At 60.4% G+C, this 21,798-nt stretch carries 20 protein-coding genes; 5 read left to right on the plus strand and 15 right to left on the minus strand.

Going from position 1 to position 21,798, the window contains the following annotated elements:
- From rho to HY836_RS07895, 3 genes are all read left to right on the plus strand, one after another.
- Window positions 1-687, plus strand: a 687-nt coding sequence (rho, locus tag HY836_RS07885; RefSeq protein WP_290675222.1) for a transcription termination factor Rho, incomplete at its 5' end; no start/stop codon positions are given.
- Window positions 688-876: 189 nt separating this feature from the next.
- Window positions 877-1,134: a type B 50S ribosomal protein L31 gene (locus HY836_RS07890; RefSeq protein ID WP_290675224.1), complete on the plus strand. Its 258-nt coding sequence runs from the start codon at window positions 877-879 to the stop codon at window positions 1,132-1,134.
- A gap of 129 nt (window positions 1,135-1,263) precedes the next feature.
- Window positions 1,264-2,973 (plus strand): hypothetical protein, encoded by a 1,710-nt coding sequence (locus tag HY836_RS07895; RefSeq protein ID WP_290675226.1) that lies wholly within the window; start codon window positions 1,264-1,266, stop codon window positions 2,971-2,973.
- An 11-nt stretch (window positions 2,974-2,984) separates the two neighbouring features.
- Here HY836_RS07895 and phoR read toward each other — a convergent pair whose 3' ends face one another.
- From phoR to pstS, 7 genes are all read right to left on the minus strand, one after another.
- Window positions 2,985-4,316 (minus strand): phosphate regulon sensor histidine kinase PhoR, encoded by a 1,332-nt coding sequence (gene phoR, locus HY836_RS07900; protein ID WP_290675228.1) that lies wholly within the window; start codon window positions 4,314-4,316, stop codon window positions 2,985-2,987.
- Between the two features lie 24 nt (window positions 4,317-4,340).
- On the minus strand, window positions 4,341-5,042 hold the full coding sequence (gene phoB / locus HY836_RS07905; RefSeq protein WP_290675230.1) for a phosphate regulon transcriptional regulator PhoB: 702 nt from the start codon (window positions 5,040-5,042) through the stop codon (window positions 4,341-4,343).
- A gap of 36 nt (window positions 5,043-5,078) precedes the next feature.
- The gene (phoU, locus tag HY836_RS07910) at window positions 5,079-5,786 is read right to left on the minus strand and encodes a phosphate signaling complex protein PhoU (protein WP_290675232.1); all 708 of its coding nucleotides are present in this window, start codon (window positions 5,784-5,786) and stop codon (window positions 5,079-5,081) included.
- Window positions 5,787-5,837: 51 nt separating this feature from the next.
- Complete coding sequence (gene pstB / locus HY836_RS07915) at window positions 5,838-6,623, minus strand: phosphate ABC transporter ATP-binding protein PstB (RefSeq protein WP_290675234.1); 786 nt, start codon at window positions 6,621-6,623, stop codon at window positions 5,838-5,840.
- A gap of 38 nt (window positions 6,624-6,661) precedes the next feature.
- The gene (pstA, locus tag HY836_RS07920) at window positions 6,662-7,519 is read right to left on the minus strand and encodes a phosphate ABC transporter permease PstA (protein WP_290675235.1); all 858 of its coding nucleotides are present in this window, start codon (window positions 7,517-7,519) and stop codon (window positions 6,662-6,664) included.
- Entirely contained in the window at window positions 7,516-8,475 is a 960-nt protein-coding gene (pstC, locus tag HY836_RS07925; protein WP_290675237.1) for a phosphate ABC transporter permease PstC, read from the minus strand. Before pstC ends, pstA begins: the two co-directional genes overlap by 4 nt.
- Window positions 8,476-8,660: 185 nt before the next feature.
- Window positions 8,661-9,683: a phosphate ABC transporter substrate-binding protein PstS gene (gene pstS / locus HY836_RS07930; RefSeq protein WP_290675239.1), complete on the minus strand. Its 1,023-nt coding sequence runs from the start codon at window positions 9,681-9,683 to the stop codon at window positions 8,661-8,663.
- A gap of 250 nt (window positions 9,684-9,933) precedes the next feature.
- Between pstS and HY836_RS07935 the strand changes: the two genes are divergently transcribed.
- Window positions 9,934-10,437, plus strand: a complete 504-nt coding sequence (locus tag HY836_RS07935; RefSeq protein WP_290675241.1) for a fasciclin domain-containing protein — start codon at window positions 9,934-9,936, stop codon at window positions 10,435-10,437.
- Between the two features lie 74 nt (window positions 10,438-10,511).
- Here HY836_RS07935 and glmM read toward each other — a convergent pair whose 3' ends face one another.
- The 4 genes from glmM to HY836_RS07955 form a co-directional block, all read right to left on the minus strand.
- Window positions 10,512-11,843, minus strand: coding sequence for a phosphoglucosamine mutase (gene glmM / locus HY836_RS07940; protein ID WP_290675243.1), 1,332 nt, complete (start codon window positions 11,841-11,843; stop codon window positions 10,512-10,514).
- Window positions 11,844-11,904: 61 nt separating this feature from the next.
- Window positions 11,905-12,765 (minus strand): dihydropteroate synthase, encoded by an 861-nt coding sequence (gene folP / locus HY836_RS07945; protein ID WP_290675245.1) that lies wholly within the window; start codon window positions 12,763-12,765, stop codon window positions 11,905-11,907.
- 44 nt (window positions 12,766-12,809) lie between these two features.
- The gene (gene ftsH, locus HY836_RS07950; RefSeq protein WP_290675247.1) at window positions 12,810-14,714 is read right to left on the minus strand and encodes an ATP-dependent zinc metalloprotease FtsH; all 1,905 of its coding nucleotides are present in this window, start codon (window positions 14,712-14,714) and stop codon (window positions 12,810-12,812) included.
- Between the two features lie 226 nt (window positions 14,715-14,940).
- Window positions 14,941-15,615 (minus strand): RlmE family RNA methyltransferase, encoded by a 675-nt coding sequence (locus HY836_RS07955; RefSeq protein WP_290675249.1) that lies wholly within the window; start codon window positions 15,613-15,615, stop codon window positions 14,941-14,943.
- A 17-nt stretch (window positions 15,616-15,632) separates the two neighbouring features.
- On the opposite strand from HY836_RS07955, the gene HY836_RS07960 reads away from it, so the two are divergent.
- Window positions 15,633-16,100, plus strand: a complete 468-nt coding sequence (locus HY836_RS07960; RefSeq protein WP_290675251.1) for a YhbY family RNA-binding protein — start codon at window positions 15,633-15,635, stop codon at window positions 16,098-16,100.
- On the opposite strand, the gene HY836_RS07965 is transcribed toward HY836_RS07960, so the two are convergent.
- The 4 genes from HY836_RS07965 to carA form a co-directional block, all read right to left on the minus strand.
- Window positions 16,101-16,553, minus strand: coding sequence for a DUF4149 domain-containing protein (locus HY836_RS07965; protein ID WP_290675253.1), 453 nt, complete (start codon window positions 16,551-16,553; stop codon window positions 16,101-16,103).
- Between the two features lie 20 nt (window positions 16,554-16,573).
- Complete coding sequence (gene greA, locus HY836_RS07970; protein ID WP_290675255.1) at window positions 16,574-17,050, minus strand: transcription elongation factor GreA; 477 nt, start codon at window positions 17,048-17,050, stop codon at window positions 16,574-16,576.
- Between the two features lie 173 nt (window positions 17,051-17,223).
- A complete protein-coding gene (gene carB, locus HY836_RS07975; RefSeq protein WP_290675257.1) occupies window positions 17,224-20,499 on the minus strand; it encodes a carbamoyl-phosphate synthase large subunit in 3,276 nt (1,091 codons plus the stop codon).
- Window positions 20,492-21,670, minus strand: coding sequence for a glutamine-hydrolyzing carbamoyl-phosphate synthase small subunit (gene carA, locus HY836_RS07980; RefSeq protein WP_290675259.1), 1,179 nt, complete (start codon window positions 21,668-21,670; stop codon window positions 20,492-20,494). Before carA ends, carB begins: the two co-directional genes overlap by 8 nt.
- Window positions 21,671-21,798 lie beyond the last annotated feature (128 nt).

Here is a 21,798-nt window from a genome sequence, read left to right on the forward strand (position 1 = left end):
CACGCCCTGGTTGCCAACCACCCCGAAGTGCATCTGATCATGCTGCTGGTGGACGAGCGCCCTGAGGAAGTGACCGAAATGCAGCGCACCGTGCGCGGCGAAGTCATCAGCTCGACCTTCGACGAACCCGCCCAGCGTCACGTGCAGGTTGCCGAAATGGTGATCGAGCGCGCCAAGCGCCTGGTCGAACTCAAGATGGACGTGGTCATCCTGCTGGACTCCATCACACGTCTGGCCCGCGCGTACAACAACGTGCTGCCCAGCTCCGGCAAGGTCCTGTCGGGCGGCGTGGACTCCAACGCCCTGCAGCGCCCCAAGCGCTTCTTCGGCGCGGCCCGCAACATCGAGGAAGGCGGTTCGCTGACCATCATCGGCACCGCCCTGATCGACACCGGCAGCCGCATGGATGAAGTGATCTACGAAGAATTCAAGGGCACCGGCAACTGCGAAATCCACCTGGATCGTCGCATGGCCGAAAAGCGCGTCTACCCTTCGATCCTGATCAACAAGTCGGGCACCCGTCGCGAAGAACTGCTGCTGAAGTCGGACATCCTGCAAAAGAGCTGGATTCTGCGCAAGCTGCTCTACCCGATGGACGAAATCGAGGCGATGGAGTTCGTTCTGGACAAGATGCGCTCGACGAAGAACAACCACGACTTCTTCGACATGATGCGTAGGGGTGGTTGAAGTAAGGCAAGCCACCCCCAGCGACCACCGCGGATCCGGCTTCGCCGGTCCGCCAGTGGTGCCCCCTTGAGGGGGCGCGCAAAGCGCGTAGGGGGTGTGCTATACTCCAAGGTTTTCCGGCTGTCGGAAAGTGTCAGGCATGGTGCCTGATGGCTCCCGATGATGCAAACAGCAGCAAGAGGTTTTGATATGCCCAAACAAGGTATCCACCCTAACTACCGCGAAGTCGTTTTCGTGGACCAATCCAACGGTTTCAAGTTCGTGACCCGCTCGTGCGCTCCTACCAAGGAAACCACCAAGCTGGAAGACGGCCGTGAACTGCCCCTGTTCAAGCTGGAAACCTCGTCGGAATCGCACGCTTTCTACACAGGTACTCAGAAGTCTGTGGACTCCCTGGGCGGCCGCGTGGAAAAGTTCCGCACCAAGTTCGCTCAGTTCCGCAAGTAATCAGCCTGGCCGCGCATGGCTTCATTGCTTGCGGCCTGCTGATTCACATCGAAAGGGTAGCTCTGGCTGCCCTTTTGCATTTGTGCCCTACCCTGTACGCCAGCGCTCGCACAGCCTGACTTTGCCCGCATGAACGCCCGTTCGCATGCCCCGGTCATCTCCCCCGCCCTGGTCACCCAGAAGGCGGTGCAGCGCCTTCCTCGGTGGGCGCTCGTGTTGTTCTGTGCGGCCTATGTGATTCCCGGCCTGCTGGGCCGTGATCCCTGGAAAAACGAAGACATCACCTCGTTCGGCCACATGTGGAGCCTGGCATTGGGACAGGCGTCCTGGCTGCATCCCAATGTAGGCGGCGTTTTGCCTACCTCCGGCGGCATCCTGCCCTACTGGCTCGGCGGTGCCTTTATCTCTGTACTGAGCCCCTGGGTCGACCCTGCTGTTGCCGCGCGTATCCCATTTGCGCTGCTGCTGGTGGCCATCCTGGCGCTGACCTGGTATGCCTGCTACAACCTGGCTTTGACTGACGCCGCCCAGCCCCTGCCACTGGCTTTTGGTGGAGAGGCCAAGCCGCATGACTATGCTCGCGCCGTGGCTGACGGCGCCTTGCTGGCCTTGATTGCCAGCCTGGGTCTCCTGCAACTCGGGCATGAAACCACACCTGAACTGTTGCAGTTGACCGGCAGCACCCTGTTTTTGTTCAGCCTGTCAGCGGTTCAACGCAAACCAAGGCAGGCCAGACTGGCGGTGTTGATCTCGCTACCCGTGATGGCAGCCAGTGGTAGCCCGGTTGTCGCGGGCTTGCTTGGGATGGCCGGCCTGGTGGTCTGCGTGCGATCCAGGCACGCCACCATGAAAGCCCACCTCATCTGGGTCTTGCTGGCCAGTGTGCTGGCACTGGGACTTGCCAGCGGCCTGAGTGCAGCCGGCTTGTCTGGCTGGGCATGGCGCCTCGACCCAGACTTCAGTCTTAAAGAATACCTCCAGCTCGTGAGTTGGTTTACCTGGCCAACGCTGCCGCTTGCCATCCTGACCGTCTGGCATTGGCGTCGGCAGATCTGGCGGCGTCACATTGCCGTGCCCTTGCTGGCGGCCACCGTCGGCTTTGCGGCATCCATGGCCATGGGGGCCAACGAGCGCGCCTTGCTTGCTGCGCTGCCACCGTTGGCCGTACTCGCCGCTTTTGCCCTGCCCATCCTGCAGCGTAGCCTGGGCTCGGCGATCGATTGGTTCTCCGTCTGCTTCTTCACCGCATGTGCCGCCGGGATATGGGTCATTTACCTGGCCATGCACAAAGGTGTGCCGGTCAAGGTCGCAGGCAATGTGGCCAAACTGGTGCCCGGCTACTTGCCTCATTTTTCCTGGCTGGCACTGATCGTGGCCGCGCTGGGTACGCTGCTCTGGCTGGGACTGGTCAGGTGGCGCACTGCTCGTCAGACACATGCACTTTGGAAAAGTCTGGTGCTGCCCGCAGGGGGTGTTGCGCTATGCTGGTTGCTCTTCATGACCTTGTGGCTTCCGCTGCTGGACCAGGCGCGCAGCTATCGCCTGGTCATGGCGCGCATGGCGCCACACATTCCTTCAGGCCAGCAGATTTGCGCGCCAGGTGCGCCGGTTGGTTTGCTGACGGCCATGGAATATTTTGGCCACCATCGCGTCAACGGCCTCCCGCTTGCCTCGGCGGGTGTGTCGGCAGCATCCTGCCCATGGCTTGTGCTCCGCGTACCCGCACATGCGAAAGCGCCAGCAGTAGAAAGTTGGCGCCTGATCGTGCAATACAACCAGCGCACACACAACTCCGAGCAGATCGTGATTTACAAGCGCGCACCACGCGCCGTTGACTGAGCATCAGCCCGTCAAACAAGGCGCGAACGAACGGCTGGCAGTGACAGCGTAAACGTCGAGCCTTTACCAGCCTCACTGGTAATGCGAAGTTCACCGCCATGACGCTGCACCACGTGCTTGACGATGGACAAGCCAAGGCCTGTCCCTCCCGTCTCTCGTGACCGACTGCCATCCACTCGATAGAAGCGCTCGGTCAGGCGAGGGATGTGCTCGGGGGCAATACCGATGCCGCCATCTTTCACACTGAACTCGGCACTGCCATCTGGCAACGTCTGCCATCGCACATCGATCGCCTTGCCCTCCGGGGTGTAGCGGACGGCATTGGAAACCAGGTTGCCCATGGCGCTGAGCCATTCGCTCTCGATACCGGCGATCTCGCAATGCTTGCCACCGGCCTCGGTCACGAATGTCATAGGATGACGGTCGCGGGATAGCCCCCTGCCATCTGTCTCTATGCGCGCCATCAGTGTGTCCACCTTGATCCAGCGATCCGATGCGGGCCTTGGGCTACCCTCGATCTGAGCTAGAGTCAGCAGATCACTGACCAGACCTTGCATCCGCTCAGACTGCTGCATCATCAAGGTGATCACGCGCTTGCGCTCTACCTCGGTCAGCGGTAATGAGCCCAATGTTTCGATGAAGCCGTTCAGTACAGTCAGCGGTGTGCGGATCTCGTGAGATACGTTGGCCACGAAGTCTCGTCGCATGGTATCGGAGCGCTCCCGTTCCGTGATGTCCTGGGACAGCACCAGCTTCAATCCGTCACCGTACACACGCACCAGAATCTGCAGCACGGTTTGCCTGCCATGGCTCACCTGGCACTTCACCACGTCACGGTAGTCTCCAGCAGCGAGGTACTGAACGAATGCAGGCTGACGGACCAGATTGGTCACACGTTGCATCAGGTCTCGCTGAGGGTTCAAGCCAAAGTGGTCGGCCGCTGCAGAACTGATCCAGGTGATTTGATCATTGGCATCAAGCAGCATCACGCCATTGGGCGATGCCTCGATTGCGGACAGAAATTCGCGCAGACGCGCTCGCTCTTCGGCAATGCGCACGTCTTTGAGATGCACGACGCGCTGCACGCGGTGGGCCACTTCCCCCCACATGCCGGGCAAATCAGGTGGCACGGCTTCCGGCGTTCTCAGCCAGTCCAGCAGCCTGTGTCCCTTGAGCGTGTCATTCACCGACAGGATCAGAACCGCTGACGCCGCAGCAGCCATGCCTGTGGTCGCAGGGTATCCGATCTGATTGCCAATCCACCAGCCCGCGAAGCCGCCCGCTGACGCCGCCAACAGACGCGCGCCTACACGTGACAACAGCCACGAATCGCTTGTATCCACGATGTCTCTTTATGAAGAGGAAACTCAGGCCGCGACGTCCGCTACCTGTTGTGTCAGGCGGTAGCCCGCACCCCGCACCGTCTCGATCAGCTGCGAGCGCTGAACGGGCGACAAAGCCTCGCGCAGACGCTTCACATGCACGTCCACCGTACGCTCTTCAATGAAGACATGATCACCCCAGACGCGGTCCAGCAACTGGGCTCGGCTGTGCACACGCTCAGGGTGGGTCATGAAGAAATGCAGCAGCTTGAATTCCGTTGGCCCGATCTTGATCTCGTGCTCACCGCGGCAAACGCGCCGTGTAGCAGGATCCAGGCGCAAACCGGCCACCTCGACGGCGGCATCCAGCGCCTGAGGGGCCTTGCGACGCAAGACAGCACGTACGCGCGCCATCAACTCATGCGTCGAAAATGGCTTGGTCAAGTAGTCATCAGCGCCGGCATCCAGGCCCGCGACCTTGTCCACCTCTTCGGCACGCGCCGTGAGCATGATGATGGGCAAGTCACGCGTACGGGTGGCGCTACGCCAGCGCTTGGCCAAGGCGAGGCCCGATTGGCCGGGCAACATCCAGTCCAGCAGGACCAGATCAGGCAGCACCTTGTCGAGCTCATTCTGGGCGTCATCGGCGTTGTGGGCTACGACCACATCAAAACCTGAATGACGCAGATTCAGGGCGATCAACTCGGCGATCGCCATTTCATCTTCAACAACCAGCACACGACTCATGAAGTGTTCTCCGTGCTTGCGCTTTAAATGGGTGACTTACTTGATGATCGACTCAACCGCCTCAGGCGTGTTGTGTCGCACATCAGTGCCCTTGACGATGTAGATGACCTGCTCCGCCAGGTTCTTGGCGTGATCACCCACGCGCTCGATGGCCTTGGCCACGAACACCAGGTCGATCGACGCAGAGATCGTGCGTGGGTCTTCCATCATGTAGGTGATGAGCTTGCGCATCAGGCCATCGAACTCGGCGTCAATCTCGTTGTCGCTCTTGATGACCTCCAGGGCAGTCTGCGTGTCCAGACGCGCAAATGCATCCAGTGCACGACGCAGGGAGGCCGTGGCCAGCGAAGCCTCGAATGACACGTCGCTCACCGGCAGACGCAGGCGGCTCGACACACCCGTGTTGATCAGGCGCTGAACCGTGCGCGCAATACGCGCAGCCTCATCGCCCACACGTTCCAGGTTGCCGATGGTCTTGGAGATGGCGATCAGCAGACGCAGGTCGCGTGCAGTGGGTTGGCGGCGCGCAATGATGGTGGACAGATCTGCATCAATGTCCATCTCCATCTGGTTGACGCGCTCCTCGCCTTGCAGCACCTGCGTGGCGGTCTCCCCGCTGAAATGAGTCAGCGCATAGATGGCCTGCGCGACCTGAGATTCGACCAACCCGCCCATTTCCAGCACACGCGTGGAAATGCCGCTGAGCTCGACATCAAACTGGCTGGACAAATGCTTCTCGGACATACGAAGATTCCTTTGAAAACCTGTTTTTGATATTGGGGGGATCAACCGTCATCAGCCGAAGCGGCCGGTGATGTAGTCCTCGGTTTCCGTACGCTTGGGCTTCATGAAGATGTCGGTGGTGGCACCGAACTCGATCAACTCACCCAGGTACATATAGGCCGTGTAGTCCGAGCAACGTGCCGCCTGCTGCATGTTGTGGGTCACGATCAGCACGGTGTAATCGTTCTTCAACTCGTGGATCAGTTCTTCGATCTTGCCGGTTGAAATCGGATCCAGTGCGGAGCAAGGCTCGTCCAGCAGCAGCACTTCGGGCTTGATGGCAATGCCGCGTGCGATACACAAACGCTGCTGTTGACCACCCGACAGGCCGGAGCCGCTTTGATTGAGCTTGTCCTTAGCTTCGTTCCACAGCGCGGCCTTCTTGAGTGCCCACTCCACGCGCTCATCCATCTCGACGCGTGAAAGGTTCTCGAACAGGCGCACGCCAAAGGCGATGTTCTCGTAGATGGACATCGGGAATGGCGTCGGCTTCTGGAACACCATGCCAACACGGGCACGGATCAGCGACACGTCTTCCTTGGACTTCAGAATGTTGTGGCCGTCCAGCAGGATCTCGCCTTCGGCACGCTGTTCTGGATAGAGTTCGAACATGCGGTTGAATGTGCGCAACAGCGTGGATTTGCCGCAACCCGATGGGCCGATGAAGGCCGTCACCTTGTTTTCGGGCAACTCCATGTTCACGTTCTTGAGTGCGTGGAACTTGCCGTAATAGAAGTTCAGGTTGCGCACGGCCAGCTTGGCCTTGGCGGGGGTCTGAGTTTGAACCTTGGCATCCATGGTGCAGGGTCTTTCGTAAACTTGTAAAGCCGCGCCAATCAGCGCTGGCGGAACATTGTGCGGGCGATGATGTTGAGCACGAGCACGCCGGCCGTGATCAGGAACACCCCAGCCCAGGCCAGCTTCTGCCAGTTCTCATAGGGGCTCATCGCGAATTTGAAGATCGTCACGGGCAGGCTGGCCATTGGATGGCTGAGGTCAGCCGACCAGAACTGGTTGGACAGTGCCGTGAACAACAAGGGGGCGGTTTCACCGGAAATGCGCGCCACGGCCAGCAAGATGCCTGTGATCACACCGGCACGAGCCGACTTCAACGTGATCGTGGCGATCACACGCCACTTGGGTGTGCCCAAGGCGTACGCCGCTTCCCGCAATGCGCCAGGCACCAGTGACAGCATGTTCTCGGTGGTGCGAATCACCACTGGCACCACAATCAACGCCAGGGCGAGCACACCAGCCCAACCTGAGAAGGAGTGCATGCGCGCGACCACCATCGAGTAGATGAACAGGCCCACCACGATGGAGGGTGCGGACAGCAGGATGTCGTTGATGAAGCGGGTCACGCTGCCAAGCCAGCCCTTCTGACCGTACTCGGCCAGGTACACGCCAGCCATGACACCCACAGGCGTGCCAATCAAGGTGGCCAGGCTGACCATCATGAGTGACCCCAGGATGGCGTTAGCCAGACCACCGACCTCTTCTGGAGGTGGCGTCATCTGCGTGAAGGTAGCCAGGGTCAGGCCATCCACACCCAGCCTAATGGTCTCCACCAGAATCCAGATCAGCCAGACCAGGCCAAAAGCCATGGCGGCGAGAGACAAGGTCAAGGCAATGTAGTTGGTGCGCTTGCGGCTGGCATACCGCCGGGCGCGCAGCGCTTGCAGTTCGGCGTTCATGAACGCGCTCCTTCGGACTTCTTGAGGCGGGCCAGCAATACTTTGGAGAACGCCAGCACCACAAACGTGATGAAGAACAGAACCAGCCCCAGGTAAATCAATGAGGCCTGGTGCAAACCTTCGCCCGCTTCGGCGAATTCGTTGGCCAGGGCCGAGGTGATGCTGTTGGCAGCTTCGAACACCGACAAGGAGTTGAGCTGGTTCATGTTGCCGATGACGAAGGTCACAGCCATGGTCTCACCCAGCGCTCGCCCCAGGCCCAGCATGATGCCGCCCACCACACCGGTCTTGGTGTAGGGCAGCACGACCTTCCAGACCACCTCCCACGTGGTGGAGCCCAGGCCATAGGCCGACTCTTTCAACAACGGCGGCGTGACTTCAAACACATCACGCATCACTGATGCGATGAAGGGGATGACCATGATGGCCAGGATGATGCCAGCCGACAGGATGCCGATCCCGACTGGTGGCCCGCTGAACATCGCGCCCAGATAAGGCACGCCCTGCGTGAGGCTTTGCAGGGGTTGTTGTACATAGGTTGCCAACAAGGGGCCAAAAACCAGCAAGCCCCACATGCCGTACACGATGGATGGCACGGCAGCCAGCAACTCTACGGCGGTACCTAGCGGGCGCTTCAACCAGGAAGGCGACAACTCGGTCAGAAACACGGCAATACCGAAAGAGACGGGTACAGCGATCAACAGTGCGATGAACGAGGTCATCAAAGTACCGTAGATCATGACCAGGCCGCCGAATTGCTCCTGAACAGGATCCCACTCGGTGCGCCACAGGAAGCTGAGACCATAGGTCTTGATGGCGGGCCAGGCCCCCACGATCAACGAGACGATGATGCCCAGCAACAAGGCCAGCGTCAGCAGCGCAGCAGCTCGGGCCAGGCCGGCAAAAACGGCATCCGCCCAAGGGGCATTCACACGACGCGAAGGAGGATTGGTCATAGGGTGGCCCTTGGTACCACGAGCGGGCGGAGCGTTCGCACCATCCATGTCAGCAGGAAGAATGGCAGTCATAGCGTGCCTCCGTTGGAGGGGAACATCCGGGTCATGTGCTACTTGATAGAACAACAAGGCCGGACACCTGCGTGACAAGTGCCCGGCTGTGCAAGAACATCAACTCAGCGCGATCACTTGTACGAAATCGCCTTGCCAGCCGTGTCGCCGATAGCGGCCCACTGCTTGCGCACCAGATCCTTGACGGAAGCGGGCAGCGGCACGTATTCCAGATCCGAAGCAGTCTTGTCACCGCTGACATACGCCCACTCGAAGAACTTCAGCGTGCTGGCAGCTTGTGCAGGCTTGTCTTGCGACTTGTGCATCAGGATGAAGGTCGCACCACTCAAGGGCCAGGCGTTCTTGTCAGCCTGGTTGGTCAGCACCTGGTAGAACGACTTGTTCCATTCCGCACCGGCAGCAGCAGCCTTGAACGTGGCGTCATCAGGCTCCACGAAGTTGCCTGCGGCGTTCTTCAGGGCCACATGAGACATCTTGTTCTGCTTGGCATAGGCGTATTCCACGTAGCCGATCGAGTTGGGGAGGCGTTGCACGAAAGCGGACACGCCTTCGTTGCCCTTGCCGCCCGCACCAGTTGGCCAGTTCACTGCAGCACCTTCACCAACCTTGGCCTTCCACTCGGCATTCACCTTGGACAGGTAGTTGGTGAAGATGAAGCTGGTGCCAGAGCCGTCAGCGCGACGAACCGGGGCGATGGCGGCGTCGGGCAGTGCCACGCCAGGATTCAGGGCGGTAATGGCAGGGTCGTTCCACTTGGTGATCTTGCCCAGGTAGATGTTACCGAGCACTTCGCCGGTCATCTTCACTTGACCAGGAGTGATGCCCTTGATGTTCACAACGGGCACCACGCCACCGATCACGGTGGGGAACTGCACCAGGCCGTCCTTGGCCAGCTCCTCGTCCTTGAGCGGCATGTCGGATGCACCGAAATCCACCGTCTTGGCTTTGATCTGCTTGACGCCAGCACTGGAACCAACCGACTGATAGTTGATTTGCACGCCCGTTGCCGCGTTGAACGCGGCGGCCCACTTGGAATAGATGGGGGCGGGGAACGATGCGCCGGCACCAGTCACGCCATCAGCCATCACGCTGCTGGAGATCAGAGCCAGGGCCACAGCCATCGTGGTGCGAATCATCTTGAAGCTCATTTGTACGCCTTTCCTGTCATGTGACAGACAAATTTCCATGCGGCGAACTGTAGGGCGCAATTGTGACGCGTATGTGACAGCAATTTTCACAATCGTCACGAAAACACAGTCCCTTGAGACCATGTATTTCATGACATTTCAGTCATTGAGTTGTCACGTGACAGTCACATGACAACTTTATCGTGCCGGCGTGCCCCCCAACATCCCAGGGAGCAAACACCTTGTACGGAGACCCCTCATGACCCTTCGCCACCCTCACGTCCTGCTGAGCAGCCTGATCGCCCTGACTGTCACATTCGCTGGTTGCGCCAGCACCGAGGTCGTTTCGACGCCCGCCAACGTGGTGGTTGCCGCCGGCGCCCAAGCAGAACTGAGCACGTTTACCAAGCTGATCAAGCAGGCCGGACTGGAAAGCACCCTGGAAGGTGCTGGGCCTGTCACCGTTTTCGCACCGTCCGATGAGGCGTTCAAGGCCATGCCGGCTGCCGCGCTGGACAAGCTCGCCAAGGATCCCGTGCACCTGAAGGCTGTGTTGAACTACCATGTGCTGCCGGGACTGATGAAGGCCGCCGATTTTGAGGGTAGCAAGCAGATCACCACGGCCAATGGCGCCAAGGCCACGGTGGCCAAGGCCGGCGACTTTGTCACCATTGACGAGGCGTTGGTTACCAAGGCCGACATCACCTCAGGCAACGGCGTCATTCACGTCATTGACCGCCTGCTGACACCGCCCAAGAAGTGAGACAAGGGCTTAGGCTTACCGACCAATGAAAAAGCCGGTCAAGACAGCCGGCTTTTTGCGTTGAGGAAAACCCATCAGGACTGTACGGCGTCAGCCAGCGCTTGCGCGCATTGGTCAGCCAGCGCCCGGTCTTCTGCCTCCACCATCACACGCAGCAATGGCTCCGTGCCTGAGGGGCGAATCAATACACGGCCACGCCCATTCAATTGCGCCAGAACGGTTTTCTGGGTATCTGCCAGCTTGGCACTGTTGCGCCAGTCCTGGCCAGCTTGCAAGCGCACGTTGATCAGGCGTTGGGGGAAAAGGTTGACGCCGTCCAGCCACTGCGCAAGAGGCTTGCCACTGCGCGCCACGGCCTGGAGCACCTGCAAAGCGCTGACGATGCCATCCCCGGTGGTATGGCGGTCTAGCGCGATGAGGTGACCAGAGCCTTCGCCGCCTAACTGCCAACCACGGCAAACCAGCTCTTCCAGCACATATCGGTCGCCCACCTTGGCACGCACAAAATCGATACCACGGTTCTGCAAGGCCAACTCGATGGCCATATTGGTCATGAGTGTGCCCACCGCGCCCGGAACGGGCTCCCCCTGATCGAGGCGATCTGCCACCATCACGTAAAGCAGCTCGTCGCCGTTGTACAGGCGCCCTTGCGCATCCACCAGTTGCAGGCGGTCTGCATCACCATCGAGTGCAACACCATAGTGCGCGCCGTGTTCTGCAACCGCCTTGACCAGCGCCTCGGGGTGCGTGGCACCCACACCCTCGTTGATGTTGAGACCGGTGGGGGCGCACCCGATGGAGATGACCTCCGCTCCAAGCTCATGGAACACCTCGGGCGCCACCTGGTAGCCTGCGCCATGAGCGGCATCCACCACCAGCTTCAAGCCCTTGAGCGACATGTTGGACGAGAAGGTGCTCTTGCAGAACTCGATGTAGCGTCCGCGCGCATCTTCGAGTCTGCGCGCCTTGCCCAGGTTGACCGAATCGACCCATTGGGGGGCGTCGTTCAAGGCCGCTTCAACAGCCTGCTCCCACTCGTCAGGCAACTTTTCACCCTTGGCGGAGAAGAACTTGATGCCGTTGTCTGCAAAAGGGTTGTGGGATGCACTGATGACCACCCCCAGGTTCAGTCGCAGTGCGCGGGTCAGATAGGCCACGCCTGGTGTGGGCAGCGGGCCCGTCAACAGCACGTCAACGCCTGCCGACGCAAACCCGGCTTCCAGCGCAGACTCCAGCATGTAGCCGGAAATACGGGTGTCCTTGCCAATGAGCACGGTTGGGCGCTTTTCGGTGCGACGCAGCACCTGGCCTACCGCATGCCCGAGCCTCAGCACGAAGTCAGGCGTGATCGGGGCCTGCCCAACGGTGCCGCGGATACCATCTGTCCCAAAATATTGTCGAGCCATGTTTTCTTGAAAATGAATTCGCACGATGCCGGGCTGCACATTGTGCCCCCGCTTATATCTGTCAGTTACACAAATTTGCCGCCTGCCAGATTTTCAGGGCATCCGCAGTCGCGCCCACATCGTGAACACGCACGATGCGCGCGCCACGCGTGACCGCCGCCAGCGCGGCCGCCACGCTGGCCGCCAGCCTGTCCTCAACGGCCTTGCCAGTGATCTGTCCCAACGTTGACTTGCGAGACCAGCCCAGTAGCAAAGGACGGCCCAGATCAAGCAATTCCGACTGACGCTTCAGCAAATCAATATTGTGCGCTGGCGTCTTGCCAAAGCCGATACCCGGATCCAGGGTAATGCGATCCGGCAACACCCCGGAGGCCGACAGTACGCCCAGCCGTTGGGTCAGAAAGGCCTTCACCTCGGAGACCACATCGGGATAGCTGGGGCGGGCCTGCATCGTGGCGGGATCGCCTTGCATGTGCATGAGACACACGCCACATTGTCCATGAGATGCCGCGAGGTCGACGGCCCCAGGGGCTTCGAGCGCACGGATGTCATTGATGATGTCCACCCCCAGGTCCAAGGCACGCCGCATGACCTCGGTCTTGCAGGTGTCCACAGACACAGGCACGCCCAGGCTCACGGCGGCTTTCAGCACCCCCTCCAGGCGAAGCCACTCCTCTTCGACCGAAAGCGTCGGCGCACCAGGGCGACTGGATTCGCCGCCGATATCCAGGATATCCGCCCCTTCCTGTATCAACCGTTCGCACTGGTGCAAGGCACTGGCAGCGTTCAGGAACTGCCCACCGTCGGAAAAGGAGTCCGGCGTGACGTTGACGATGCCCATGATCAAGGGCCTCATCAGATCCAGTTGAAAACGGGTGGTTTGCCAGATGTTCATGTCTGCAATGACGAGCTTGTTCGCCATGAAAAACGGGGCCGAAGCCCCGTAGATGGTGTTGTTGCCGGCGATCAGACTGCAGCAGGCGCACCGTCCGTACTCACGGGGGGTTTGGTGCCACCACTGGGGCGGTTGCTGGGCGGCGTCCAGTCCTTGGGCGGGCGTGGATCGCGACCTTCCATGATGTCATTGATCTGCTCTGCATCGATGGTTTCCCACTCCAGCAGGGCCGTCGCCATGGCATGCATCTTGTCCTTGTTATCCTCGATCAGCTTGCGCGCCATGGCGTACTGCTCATCGATGATCTTGCGGATCTGCTTGTCCACCTTCTGCATGGTCTCTTCAGACATGTTGGTGGTCTTGGTGATCGAGCGACCCAGGAAAACCTCGCCTTCGTTGTCGGCATACACCACAGGGCCGAGTTCATCGGTCATGCCGTAGCGGGTGACCATGTCGCGGGCGATGGCCGTGGCACGCTCGAAGTCGTTCGAAGCGCCGGTGGTCATCTGGTTCATGAAGACTTCTTCAGCGATACGGCCGCCAAACAGCACCGAGATGGTATCCAGCATGCGGCTCTTGTCCATGCTGTAGCGATCACCTTCTGGCAACTGCATGGTCACGCCCAGCGCGCGACCGCGGGGAATGATGGTGACCTTGTGGACCGGGTCAGTCTTGGGCAGCAGGCGAGCCACCAGGGCGTGACCGGCTTCGTGGTACGCCGTGTTCTTGCGCTCTTCCTCTGGCATGACCATGGACTTGCGCTCGGGGCCCATCATGATCTTGTCCTTGGCCTTCTCGAAGTCCTGCATCTCGACCACACGACCATTGCGGCGTGCGGCAAACAGAGCAGCTTCGTTAACCAGGTTGGCCAGATCTGCACCAGAGAAACCAGGGGTGCCACGCGCCAGGATGTCAGCGCGCACGTCCTGACCAACGGGCACCTTGCGAATGTGCACGTTCAGGATCTGTTCGCGGCCGCGCACATCTGGCAGGGTCACGTAAACCTGGCGGTCGAAACGACCCGGGCGCAGCAGGGCCGGATCCAGGATGTCCGGGCGGTTGGTCGCGGCAATCACGATCACGCCCATATTGGTTTCGAAGCCGTCCATCTCGACCAGCATCTGGTTGAGGGTCTGCTCACGTTCATCGTTGCCACCGCCCAGACCAGCGCCACGATGGCGGCCCACGGCGTCAATTTCGTCCACGAAGATGATGCAGGGTGCGTTCTTCTTGGCCTGATCGAACATGTCTCGGACACGAGCGGCGCCCACGCCCACGAACATTTCAACGAAGTCGGAACCCGAAATCGTGAAGAACGGCACCTTGGCTTCGCCAGCGATGGACTTGGCCAGCAGCGTCTTGCCGGTGCCGGGAGGGCCGACCATCAGCACGCCGCGCGGAATGCGACCACCGAGCTTCTGGAACTTCTGCGGATCACGCAGGAAATCGACCAGCTCCTTGACCTCTTCCTTGGCTTCGTCGCAACCAGCGACGTCAGCAAAGGTGACGTTGTTGTTGCTCTCGTCCAGCATGCGTGCCTTGCTCTTGCCGAAGCTGAACGCGCCGCCCTTGCCGCCGCCCTGCATCTGACGCATGAAGTAAATCCACACGCCGATCAACAGGATCATCGGACCCCACGACACCAGCAGGCTCATCAGGAGCGAGGGCTCTTCGCGTGGCTTGACGTCAAATTTGACACCGTTGTTGATCAGATCCCCAACGAGACCACGGTCCAGATAAGTGGCCGTGCTGCGGATGGGCTTGTCGTCCGTCGTGCGGGCAATGATCTCTGTGCCGCCACCGCCCTCCTGGAGCGTGACGCTCTTGATGCGCTTGGCGCGAACCTCTTCCAGGAAGTCCGAATAGCCGATCTGGCTACCACCTGCACTGGCACGATCGAACTGCTTGAACACGGTGAACAACACCAGCGCCACAACCAGCCAGACAGCAATCTTCGAGAACCATTGATTGTTCACCGCGGCTCCTTCAATCCATTCACACCCGCCGCGACTGACACTGTATGTATCAACCCACCGCGACAGGTTTCAAAAATCACATCTGAATTCGCCAATCTGACAAACGCTGGACGCAATCTTCGCGGTACATGGGGACGATTCTAGATCAGTCAAGAGAGACCCTGCAGATTTCGATCCCATTTGAAGCACCGCTTTTCAGCACTTAAAAGACGCCGATCAAGAAAATTCATCGGTTTTTGAGCCCGATACCCACCAGGAAGGTTTCCGCCGACTTGTCACGCGACGCTTTGGGCTTGATCGGCTTGACCACGCGGAAGTGCTCGCGGAACAACTCGACCAACTGGCTGTAGCCACTGCCATGGAAGACCTTGCAGACCAGCGCCCCCTCCTTTTTGAGGTTATTTTGCGCAAAATCGATGGCAAGTTCGACCAAATGCGCAATACGGGCGCTATCTGACACGTCGATGCCACTCAAATTGGGCGCCATGTCGGAGACGACAACGTCAACGGGCCGATCGCCGACCGCTTCGCGCAACTGCTCCAGCACGGCGTCTTCGCGGAAATCGCCCTGAATGAACTGCACGCCATCGACCGGCTCGAAATCCAGCAGATCCAGCGCAATGATGGTTCCGTTGAGCTGACCGGTCGCAGCGCCCCCAGTTCCGGCGTCCTTGGGCGCGAACTTGCGGCGAACGTACTGGCTCCAGGCGCCTGGCGAGGCACCCAGGTCCACCACCAACTGACCAGGTTTGATCAAATGGAGGGCCTCGTCGATCTCCTTGAGCTTGTAAGCAGCGCGCGAACGGTAGCCCTCTTTGCCCGCCAATTTGACGTAAGTGTCGTGGACATGGTCGTGCAACCATGCTTTGTTCACTTTTTTGCTTTTCGTTTGGACTTTCATGGCTCGATAATAGAGGGATGCCTGCTATTCAATTGACAACTGCCGAGCGCAGAGCCTACAGGGCTGATGCGCACCACCTTGACCCCGTCGTGATGATCGGCGGCGATGGCCTTACACCCGCCGTGCTGAAGGAAGCCGATAACGCACTCAAGGCCCATGGCCTGATCAAAGTGCGCGTGTTGGGCGATGATCGCGCCATCCGTGAAGAGATCTACGCCCAGATGTGCGACAAGCTCGACGCTGCACCGATCCAGCATATCGGCAAACTGCTGGTGCTGTGGCGCCCTGTCCCAGAAAAAGCGCCTGTGGAAGCCCGCGAAGACCGCGGCGCAGGCCCACGCGAGGTCAAGATCCTGAAGTTCTCCAAGAGCGGCCTGCGCCGCCCTGAGGTGAAGAAGGTTCAGGTCATGGGCAATCAGCGTGTGACCGCTGGCGGCCTGATCAAGCGTGCCAAGAAGCGCGTGACCAGCAAGAAGCCTGGCTGATCACTCGGCTCGGTTGGCTGTCAGGCGCCACGCCAGGCAGCCAACCAGCACGGCGCGCAACCAGTACAGCGCCGAAGACACCCCGTGTAAAGCGCCGAAGGACAGCTGCGTAGGCTGTCCGGCTTTGGCTGCCTCGATCATCGGGTGCATCACGAACTCGCCAAAGATGGCCAGGAACAAGGCCCCCAGGATGATCAGCAGATTGCCGGTCATCACCGTGGTCGTCTGACCTGACTCAGCCAGATCCCGAACCCGACGGCGCTCGATCATGAAGAGCACGATGGCGAAAGCCAGGCTGAGCTTCGCCTCCAGGGTGAAGATACGCCCCGCCGCCTTACCCGCCAGTTCACGCTCCAGAGCCATGAACAAGCTGGGCGCAGCCACACCGCCCACGGCCAGCATCACACCCATCCAGGTGGCAGCCAGCCATGCTTGAAAGCGCAACAACTTCATGCTGAGATGCTCTCGCTCGATCAGATGTAGCGAACTTCGATGATTTCGTAGTTGCGCGCACCACCGGGTGCCTGCACGGTGGCCAGGTCACCAGCCTCCTTGCCGATGAGGGCGCGGGCGATGGGGGAGCCAATGGAGATCTTGCCATCCTTCAGATCGGCCTCGTCGTCGCCCACGATCTGGTAGACCACCACATCGCCGGTGCTTTCAACTTCCATCTCGACCGTGGCGCCGAACACCACGCGACCACCTGCATCCAGCGAACTGGGGTCGATGATCTGGGCAGCCGACAGCTTACCTTCGATTTCCTGAATGCGGCCTTCGATGAAGCCTTGCTTGTCCTTGGCGGCGTCGTACTCGGCGTTTTCAGAGAGGTCGCCCTGAGCGCGGGCTTCGGCGATGGCCAGCACCACCGCTGGACGCTCAACGTGCTTGAGGCGCTGCAGCTCTTCCTTGAGCATTTCTGCGCCGCGCTTGGTAACGGGAATCGTGGACATAGTGCGTGTCTCTCTTGAATCGAATCAGGCGCCCTGCTCCATCAACAACGGGAACAGGGCTTCACAAATGAACGGAGCCGCGACCTGACCATCCTGAAGACGGTGCCGGGCGCGGCCCTCGTAGCTTGTCTGCTTCTCTGACAGGCGCCAAAAGCCCTGTCAGAAACAGCAGTTTAGTGCAGTTTGGCGTGCAACTCTTGCAGTGAATACACCACCAGATCGTCCTGGTGCTTCATGGCTTCCACAGCGGCTTCGCAGCCGGCCATGGTAGTGTAGTAAGTGATCCGGTTGGCCAGTGCGGCCTGACGGATGCTGCGCGAGTCGGCAATGGCTGTACGCGTCTCATCCACGGTCGTGAAGACCAGTTGGATCTCACCAGCCTTGATGGCGTCGGTGATGTGCGGGCGGCCATCCTTGACCTTGTTGACGGGCTTGACGGGCACACCAGCTTCAGCAATCGCTGCGGCCGTACCCTTGGTCGCCACCACGCTGAAGCCCAGCGCCACCAGTTCGCGGGCCACGTTCACGGCGCGTGCCTTGTCGCCATCCTTGACCGAGATGCACACGGTGCCCTTTTCAGGCAGACGCGAACCGGCTCCCAACTGGCTCTTGAGCATGGCTTCACCGAAGGTGACACCCACGCCCATGACTTCACCGGTCGAACGCATTTCAGGGCCGAGGACGGGGTCCACACCCGGGAACTTGTTGAACGGGAAGACGGCTTCCTTGACGGTGAAGTAAGGTGGCACGACTTCGCGAGGCGCCTTGCCATCCGGCGACTTCTGCGTGTTCAGCTTCTGGCCGGCCATGCAGCGCGCTGCGATCTTGGCCAGAGGCTGGCCCGTTGCCTTGGACACGTACGGCACCGTACGCGAAGCGCGGGGGTTCACTTCCAGCACGTAGACCGTGGCGTCGTCCAGACCCTTGGTCACGTCACCCTGGATGGCGAACTGTACGTTCATCAGACCAACCACGTTCAGGGCCTTGGCCATCAGGGCGGTCTGGCGACGCAGCTCTTCCTGCAGGGGCTGCGACAGGGTGTACGGAGGCAGCGAACAGGCCGAGTCACCGGAGTGCACGCCAGCTTGTTCGATGTGCTCCATGATGCCGCCGATCATCACATCGGTGCCATCGGAGATGCAGTCCACGTCGACTTCAACCGCGTCGTTGAGGAAGCGGTCCAGCAGCACGGGCGACTTGTCAGAGACGCGGACGGCTTCACGCATGTAGCGCTCCAGGTCCTTGTCGCCGTGCACGATTTCCATCGCGCGGCCACCCAGCACATAGCTGGGGCGCACGACCAGCGGATAGCCGATCTCTTGCGCCAGCACAAGGGCTGCTTCTTCGGTACGCGCCGTGCGGTTGGGCGGCTGCTTCAAGCCCAGCTTGTGCAGCAAAGCCTGGAAGCGCTCACGGTCTTCGGCCACGTCGATGCTGTCAGGTGAGGTGCCGATGATGGGCACGCCATTGGCTTCGAGGTCGAGCGCGAGCTTCAATGGCGTCTGACCGCCGTACTGCACGATCACGCCAACCGGCTTTTCCTTGTCCACGATTTCCAGCACGTCTTCCAGCGTCACGGGCTCGAAGTACAGGCGGTCGGAAGTGTCGTAGTCGGTCGAGACGGTCTCGGGGTTGCAGTTGACCATGATGGTCTCGTAACCGTCTTCGCGCATGGCCAGTGCAGCGTGCACACAGCAGTAGTCGAATTCGATACCTTGACCGATGCGGTTCGGGCCACCGCCCAGCACCATGATCTTCTTCTTGTCCGTCGGGTCGGCTTCGCACTCGCCGCCCAGCGTCTCGTAGCACGAGTACATGTAGGCGGTTTGCGTGGCGAATTCGGCGGCGCAGGTGTCCACGCGCTTGTAGACCGGGCGCACGTTCAGGGCGTGACGAGCGCGACGCACGTCGTGCTGGTTGGTGCCCATCAGCTTGGCCAGGCGGCGATCCGAGAAGCCCTTTTGCTTCAGGTAACGCATCTCTTCAGCGCTCAAGGACTCCAGCTTGCGTGCCTTGACATCGGCTTCGGTCTTGACGATGTCTTCGATCTGAGCGAGGAACCAGGGGTCGATCTTCGTTTCTTCGAACACTTCGTCCAGGCTCAGACCAATGCGGAAGGCATCGCCCAGGAAGCGGATGCGTTCAGGGCCGGCTTCACCGATCTCTTGCAGGATCTCTTCTCGATCGTTGCTGATCTCGGTCAGGCCGTCGATACCGGTTTCCAGTCCGCGCAGGGCCTTCTGGAAGGATTCCTGGAAGGTGCGGCCCATGGCCATCACTTCGCCCACAGACTTCATCTGCGTGGTCAGGCGGCTGTCGGCAGCGGGGAACTTCTCAAAAGCGAAACGCGGGATCTTGGTGACCACGTAGTCGATCGAGGGTTCGAACGACGCGGGGGTTGCGCCGCCGGTGATGTCGTTCTTCAACTCGTCGAGCGTGTAGCCGACCGACAGCTTGGCTGCGATCTTGGCGATCGGGAAGCCAGTGGCCTTGGAGGCCAGTGCCGACGAACGCGATACGCGCGGGTTCATCTCGATCACGACCATGCGGCCGTCAACGGGGTTGATCGAGAACTGCACGTTGGAGCCGCCGGTTTCCACGCCGATTTCGCGCAGGATGGCGATCGATGCGTTACGCAGCAACTGGTATTCGCGGTCGGTCAGGGTCTGAGCCGGGGCCACGGTGATGGAGTCACCGGTGTGGATGCCCATGGGGTCCAGGTTTTCGATCGAGCACACGATGATGCAGTTGTCCGCCTTGTCGCGAACCACTTCCATTTCGTACTCTTTCCAGCCGATGAGCGACTCTTCAATCAGCAACTCATTGGTGGGCGACAGGTCGATACCGCGCTTGCAGATCTCTTCGAACTCTTCAGGGTTGTAGGCAATGCCGCCACCGGTGCCACCCAACGTGAAGCTGGGGCGGATCACCATGGGGAAGCCAGAGCCACCGATCTCGGCCTGAATGCGCTTTTGCACCGCCCAGGCTTCTTCCAGCGTGTGGGCGATGCCGGACTTGGCCGAACCCAGGCCGATGGACGTCATCGCGTCCTTGAACTTCAGGCGGTCTTCGGCCTTTTCGATGGCGTGCTCGTTGGCACCGATCATCTCGACCTTGTACTTGTCCAGCACGCCGTGCTTGTGCAGATCCAGGGCGCAGTTCAGCGCGGTCTGGCCGCCCATGGTCGGCAGGATCGCGTCAGGACGTTCCTTGGCGATGATGCGCTCGACCACCTGCCAGGTGATGGGCTCGATGTAGGTGACGTCGGCCGTGTTCGGGTCCGTCATGATGGTCGCAGGGTTGCTGTTGACCAGGATGACCTTGTAACCCTCTTCACGCAGGGCCTTGCAGGCCTGTGCGCCGGAGTAGTCGAATTCGCAGGCCTGACCGATGATGATCGGGCCGGCGCCGATGATGAGGATGCTCTTGATGTCTGTGCGCTTAGGCATTGTTCTTCTCCATCAGCGCAGTGAAACGATCGAACAGGTAGCTGATGTCATGCGGTCCGGGCGAAGCTTCAGGGTGGCCCTGGAAGCAGAAAGCGGGCTTGTCGGTACGGGCCAGGCCTTGCAGCGTGCCGTCAAACAGCGAGATGTGCGTGGCGCGCAGGTTGGCGGGCAGCGTTTTCTCATCGACAGCAAAACCGTGGTTCTGGCTGGTGATGCTGACGCGACCGGTGTCCAGATCCTTCACGGGGTGGTTGCCCCCGTGGTGGCCGAACTTCATCTTGAAGGTCTTGGCGCCGGAAGCCAGGGCCATGATCTGGTGACCCAGGCAGATGCCAAAGGTCGGGATGCCGGTTTCGATCAGTTCCTTGGCCGCAGCGATGGCGTAGTCGCAAGGCTCGGGATCCCCAGGGCCATTGGACAGGAAGATGCCATCGGGCTTGTACTTCAGTACGTCCGCAGCGGGCGTCTTGGCGGGCACCACGGTGACCTTGCAGCCGCGCTCGGCCAGCATGCGCAGGATGTTGCGCTTGACGCCGAAGTCATAGGCCACCACATGGAAGCGAGGCGCGGTCTGCTTGCCGAAACCAGGCTTGCCGCCCAGTTCAGCGTTGGCCAGTTTCCACTCGGTTTCGTCCCATTGCGCCGCTTCGGTGCGGGTCACGACCTGGGCCAGGTCCTGGCCAGCCATGCTCGGCGCAGCCTTGGCCTTGGCAATGGCATCGGCGATCACGGCATCGGTCACAGCTTCACCAACCGGCAGCGCAACGATCGCACCGTTCTGAGCACCCTTGGTGCGCAGCAGGCGAGTGAGCTTGCGGGTATCGATGTTGGCGATACCGACGGTGCCTTCAGCTTGCAGGTACTGCGACAGAGTCTGGGTCTGGCGGAAGTTGGAAGTGCGGATGGGCAGATCCTTGATGATCAGACCAGCGGCATGGACTTTCGAGGCTTCGACGTCTTCACCGTTGACGCCGTAGTTGCCGATGTGCGGATACGTCAGTGTGACGATCTGGCGGCAATAGCTGGGGTCGGTGAGGATTTCCTGGTAGCCGGTGAGCGAGGTGTTGAACACCAATTCGCCGACTGTGTGACCGGCAGCGCCGATCGAAGTGCCTAGAAAGACCGTGCCGTCTGCGAGGGCCAGAAGAGCTTGGGGCAGTACGGGCAGCACGGGTTCATTCTCCGTTTGTTGTGCGCGCCCAGCTCTGCCCTCGCACGACCTTGCAACGCTACAAAAGCGTCGTATGGGCGTGACAAGTTCGAGTCCAGTAAGGAAACGAGGGGGTTTCGCTAGGCGGG

This window comes from Aquabacterium sp. (assembly GCF_016234775.1).
In the GTDB taxonomy this organism is placed as follows: domain Bacteria; phylum Pseudomonadota; class Gammaproteobacteria; order Burkholderiales; family Burkholderiaceae_C; genus Aquabacterium.

What these genes read in the sequence shown, in the direction of transcription:
- HY836_RS07890 (WP_290675224.1), top strand. Translation starts at nt 877, where the DNA reads ATGCCCAAACAAGGTATCCACCCTAACTACCGCGAAGTCGTTTTCGTG.
- HY836_RS07895 (WP_290675226.1), top strand. Translation starts at nt 1,264, where the DNA reads ATGAACGCCCGTTCGCATGCCCCGGTCATCTCCCCCGCCCTGGTCACC.
- phoB (WP_290675230.1), bottom strand. Translation starts at nt 5,042, where the DNA reads ATGAGTCGTGTGCTGGTTGTTGAAGATGAAATGGCGATCGCCGAGTTG.
- phoU (WP_290675232.1), bottom strand. Translation starts at nt 5,786, where the DNA reads ATGTCCGAGAAGCATTTGTCCAGCCAGTTTGATGTCGAGCTCAGCGGC.
- pstB (WP_290675234.1), bottom strand. Translation starts at nt 6,623, where the DNA reads ATGGATGCCAAGGTTCAAACTCAGACCCCCGCCAAGGCCAAGCTGGCC.
- pstA (WP_290675235.1), bottom strand. Translation starts at nt 7,519, where the DNA reads ATGAACGCCGAACTGCAAGCGCTGCGCGCCCGGCGGTATGCCAGCCGC.
- pstC (WP_290675237.1), bottom strand. Translation starts at nt 8,475, where the DNA reads ATGACCAATCCTCCTTCGCGTCGTGTGAATGCCCCTTGGGCGGATGCC.
- pstS (WP_290675239.1), bottom strand. Translation starts at nt 9,683, where the DNA reads ATGATTCGCACCACGATGGCTGTGGCCCTGGCTCTGATCTCCAGCAGC.
- HY836_RS07935 (WP_290675241.1), top strand. Translation starts at nt 9,934, where the DNA reads ATGACCCTTCGCCACCCTCACGTCCTGCTGAGCAGCCTGATCGCCCTG.
- glmM (WP_290675243.1), bottom strand. Translation starts at nt 11,843, where the DNA reads ATGGCTCGACAATATTTTGGGACAGATGGTATCCGCGGCACCGTTGGG.
- folP (WP_290675245.1), bottom strand. Translation starts at nt 12,765, where the DNA reads ATGGCGAACAAGCTCGTCATTGCAGACATGAACATCTGGCAAACCACC.
- HY836_RS07955 (WP_290675249.1), bottom strand. Translation starts at nt 15,615, where the DNA reads ATGAAAGTCCAAACGAAAAGCAAAAAAGTGAACAAAGCATGGTTGCAC.
- HY836_RS07960 (WP_290675251.1), top strand. Translation starts at nt 15,633, where the DNA reads ATGCCTGCTATTCAATTGACAACTGCCGAGCGCAGAGCCTACAGGGCT.
- HY836_RS07965 (WP_290675253.1), bottom strand. Translation starts at nt 16,553, where the DNA reads ATGAAGTTGTTGCGCTTTCAAGCATGGCTGGCTGCCACCTGGATGGGT.
- greA (WP_290675255.1), bottom strand. Translation starts at nt 17,050, where the DNA reads ATGTCCACGATTCCCGTTACCAAGCGCGGCGCAGAAATGCTCAAGGAA.
- carB (WP_290675257.1), bottom strand. Translation starts at nt 20,499, where the DNA reads ATGCCTAAGCGCACAGACATCAAGAGCATCCTCATCATCGGCGCCGGC.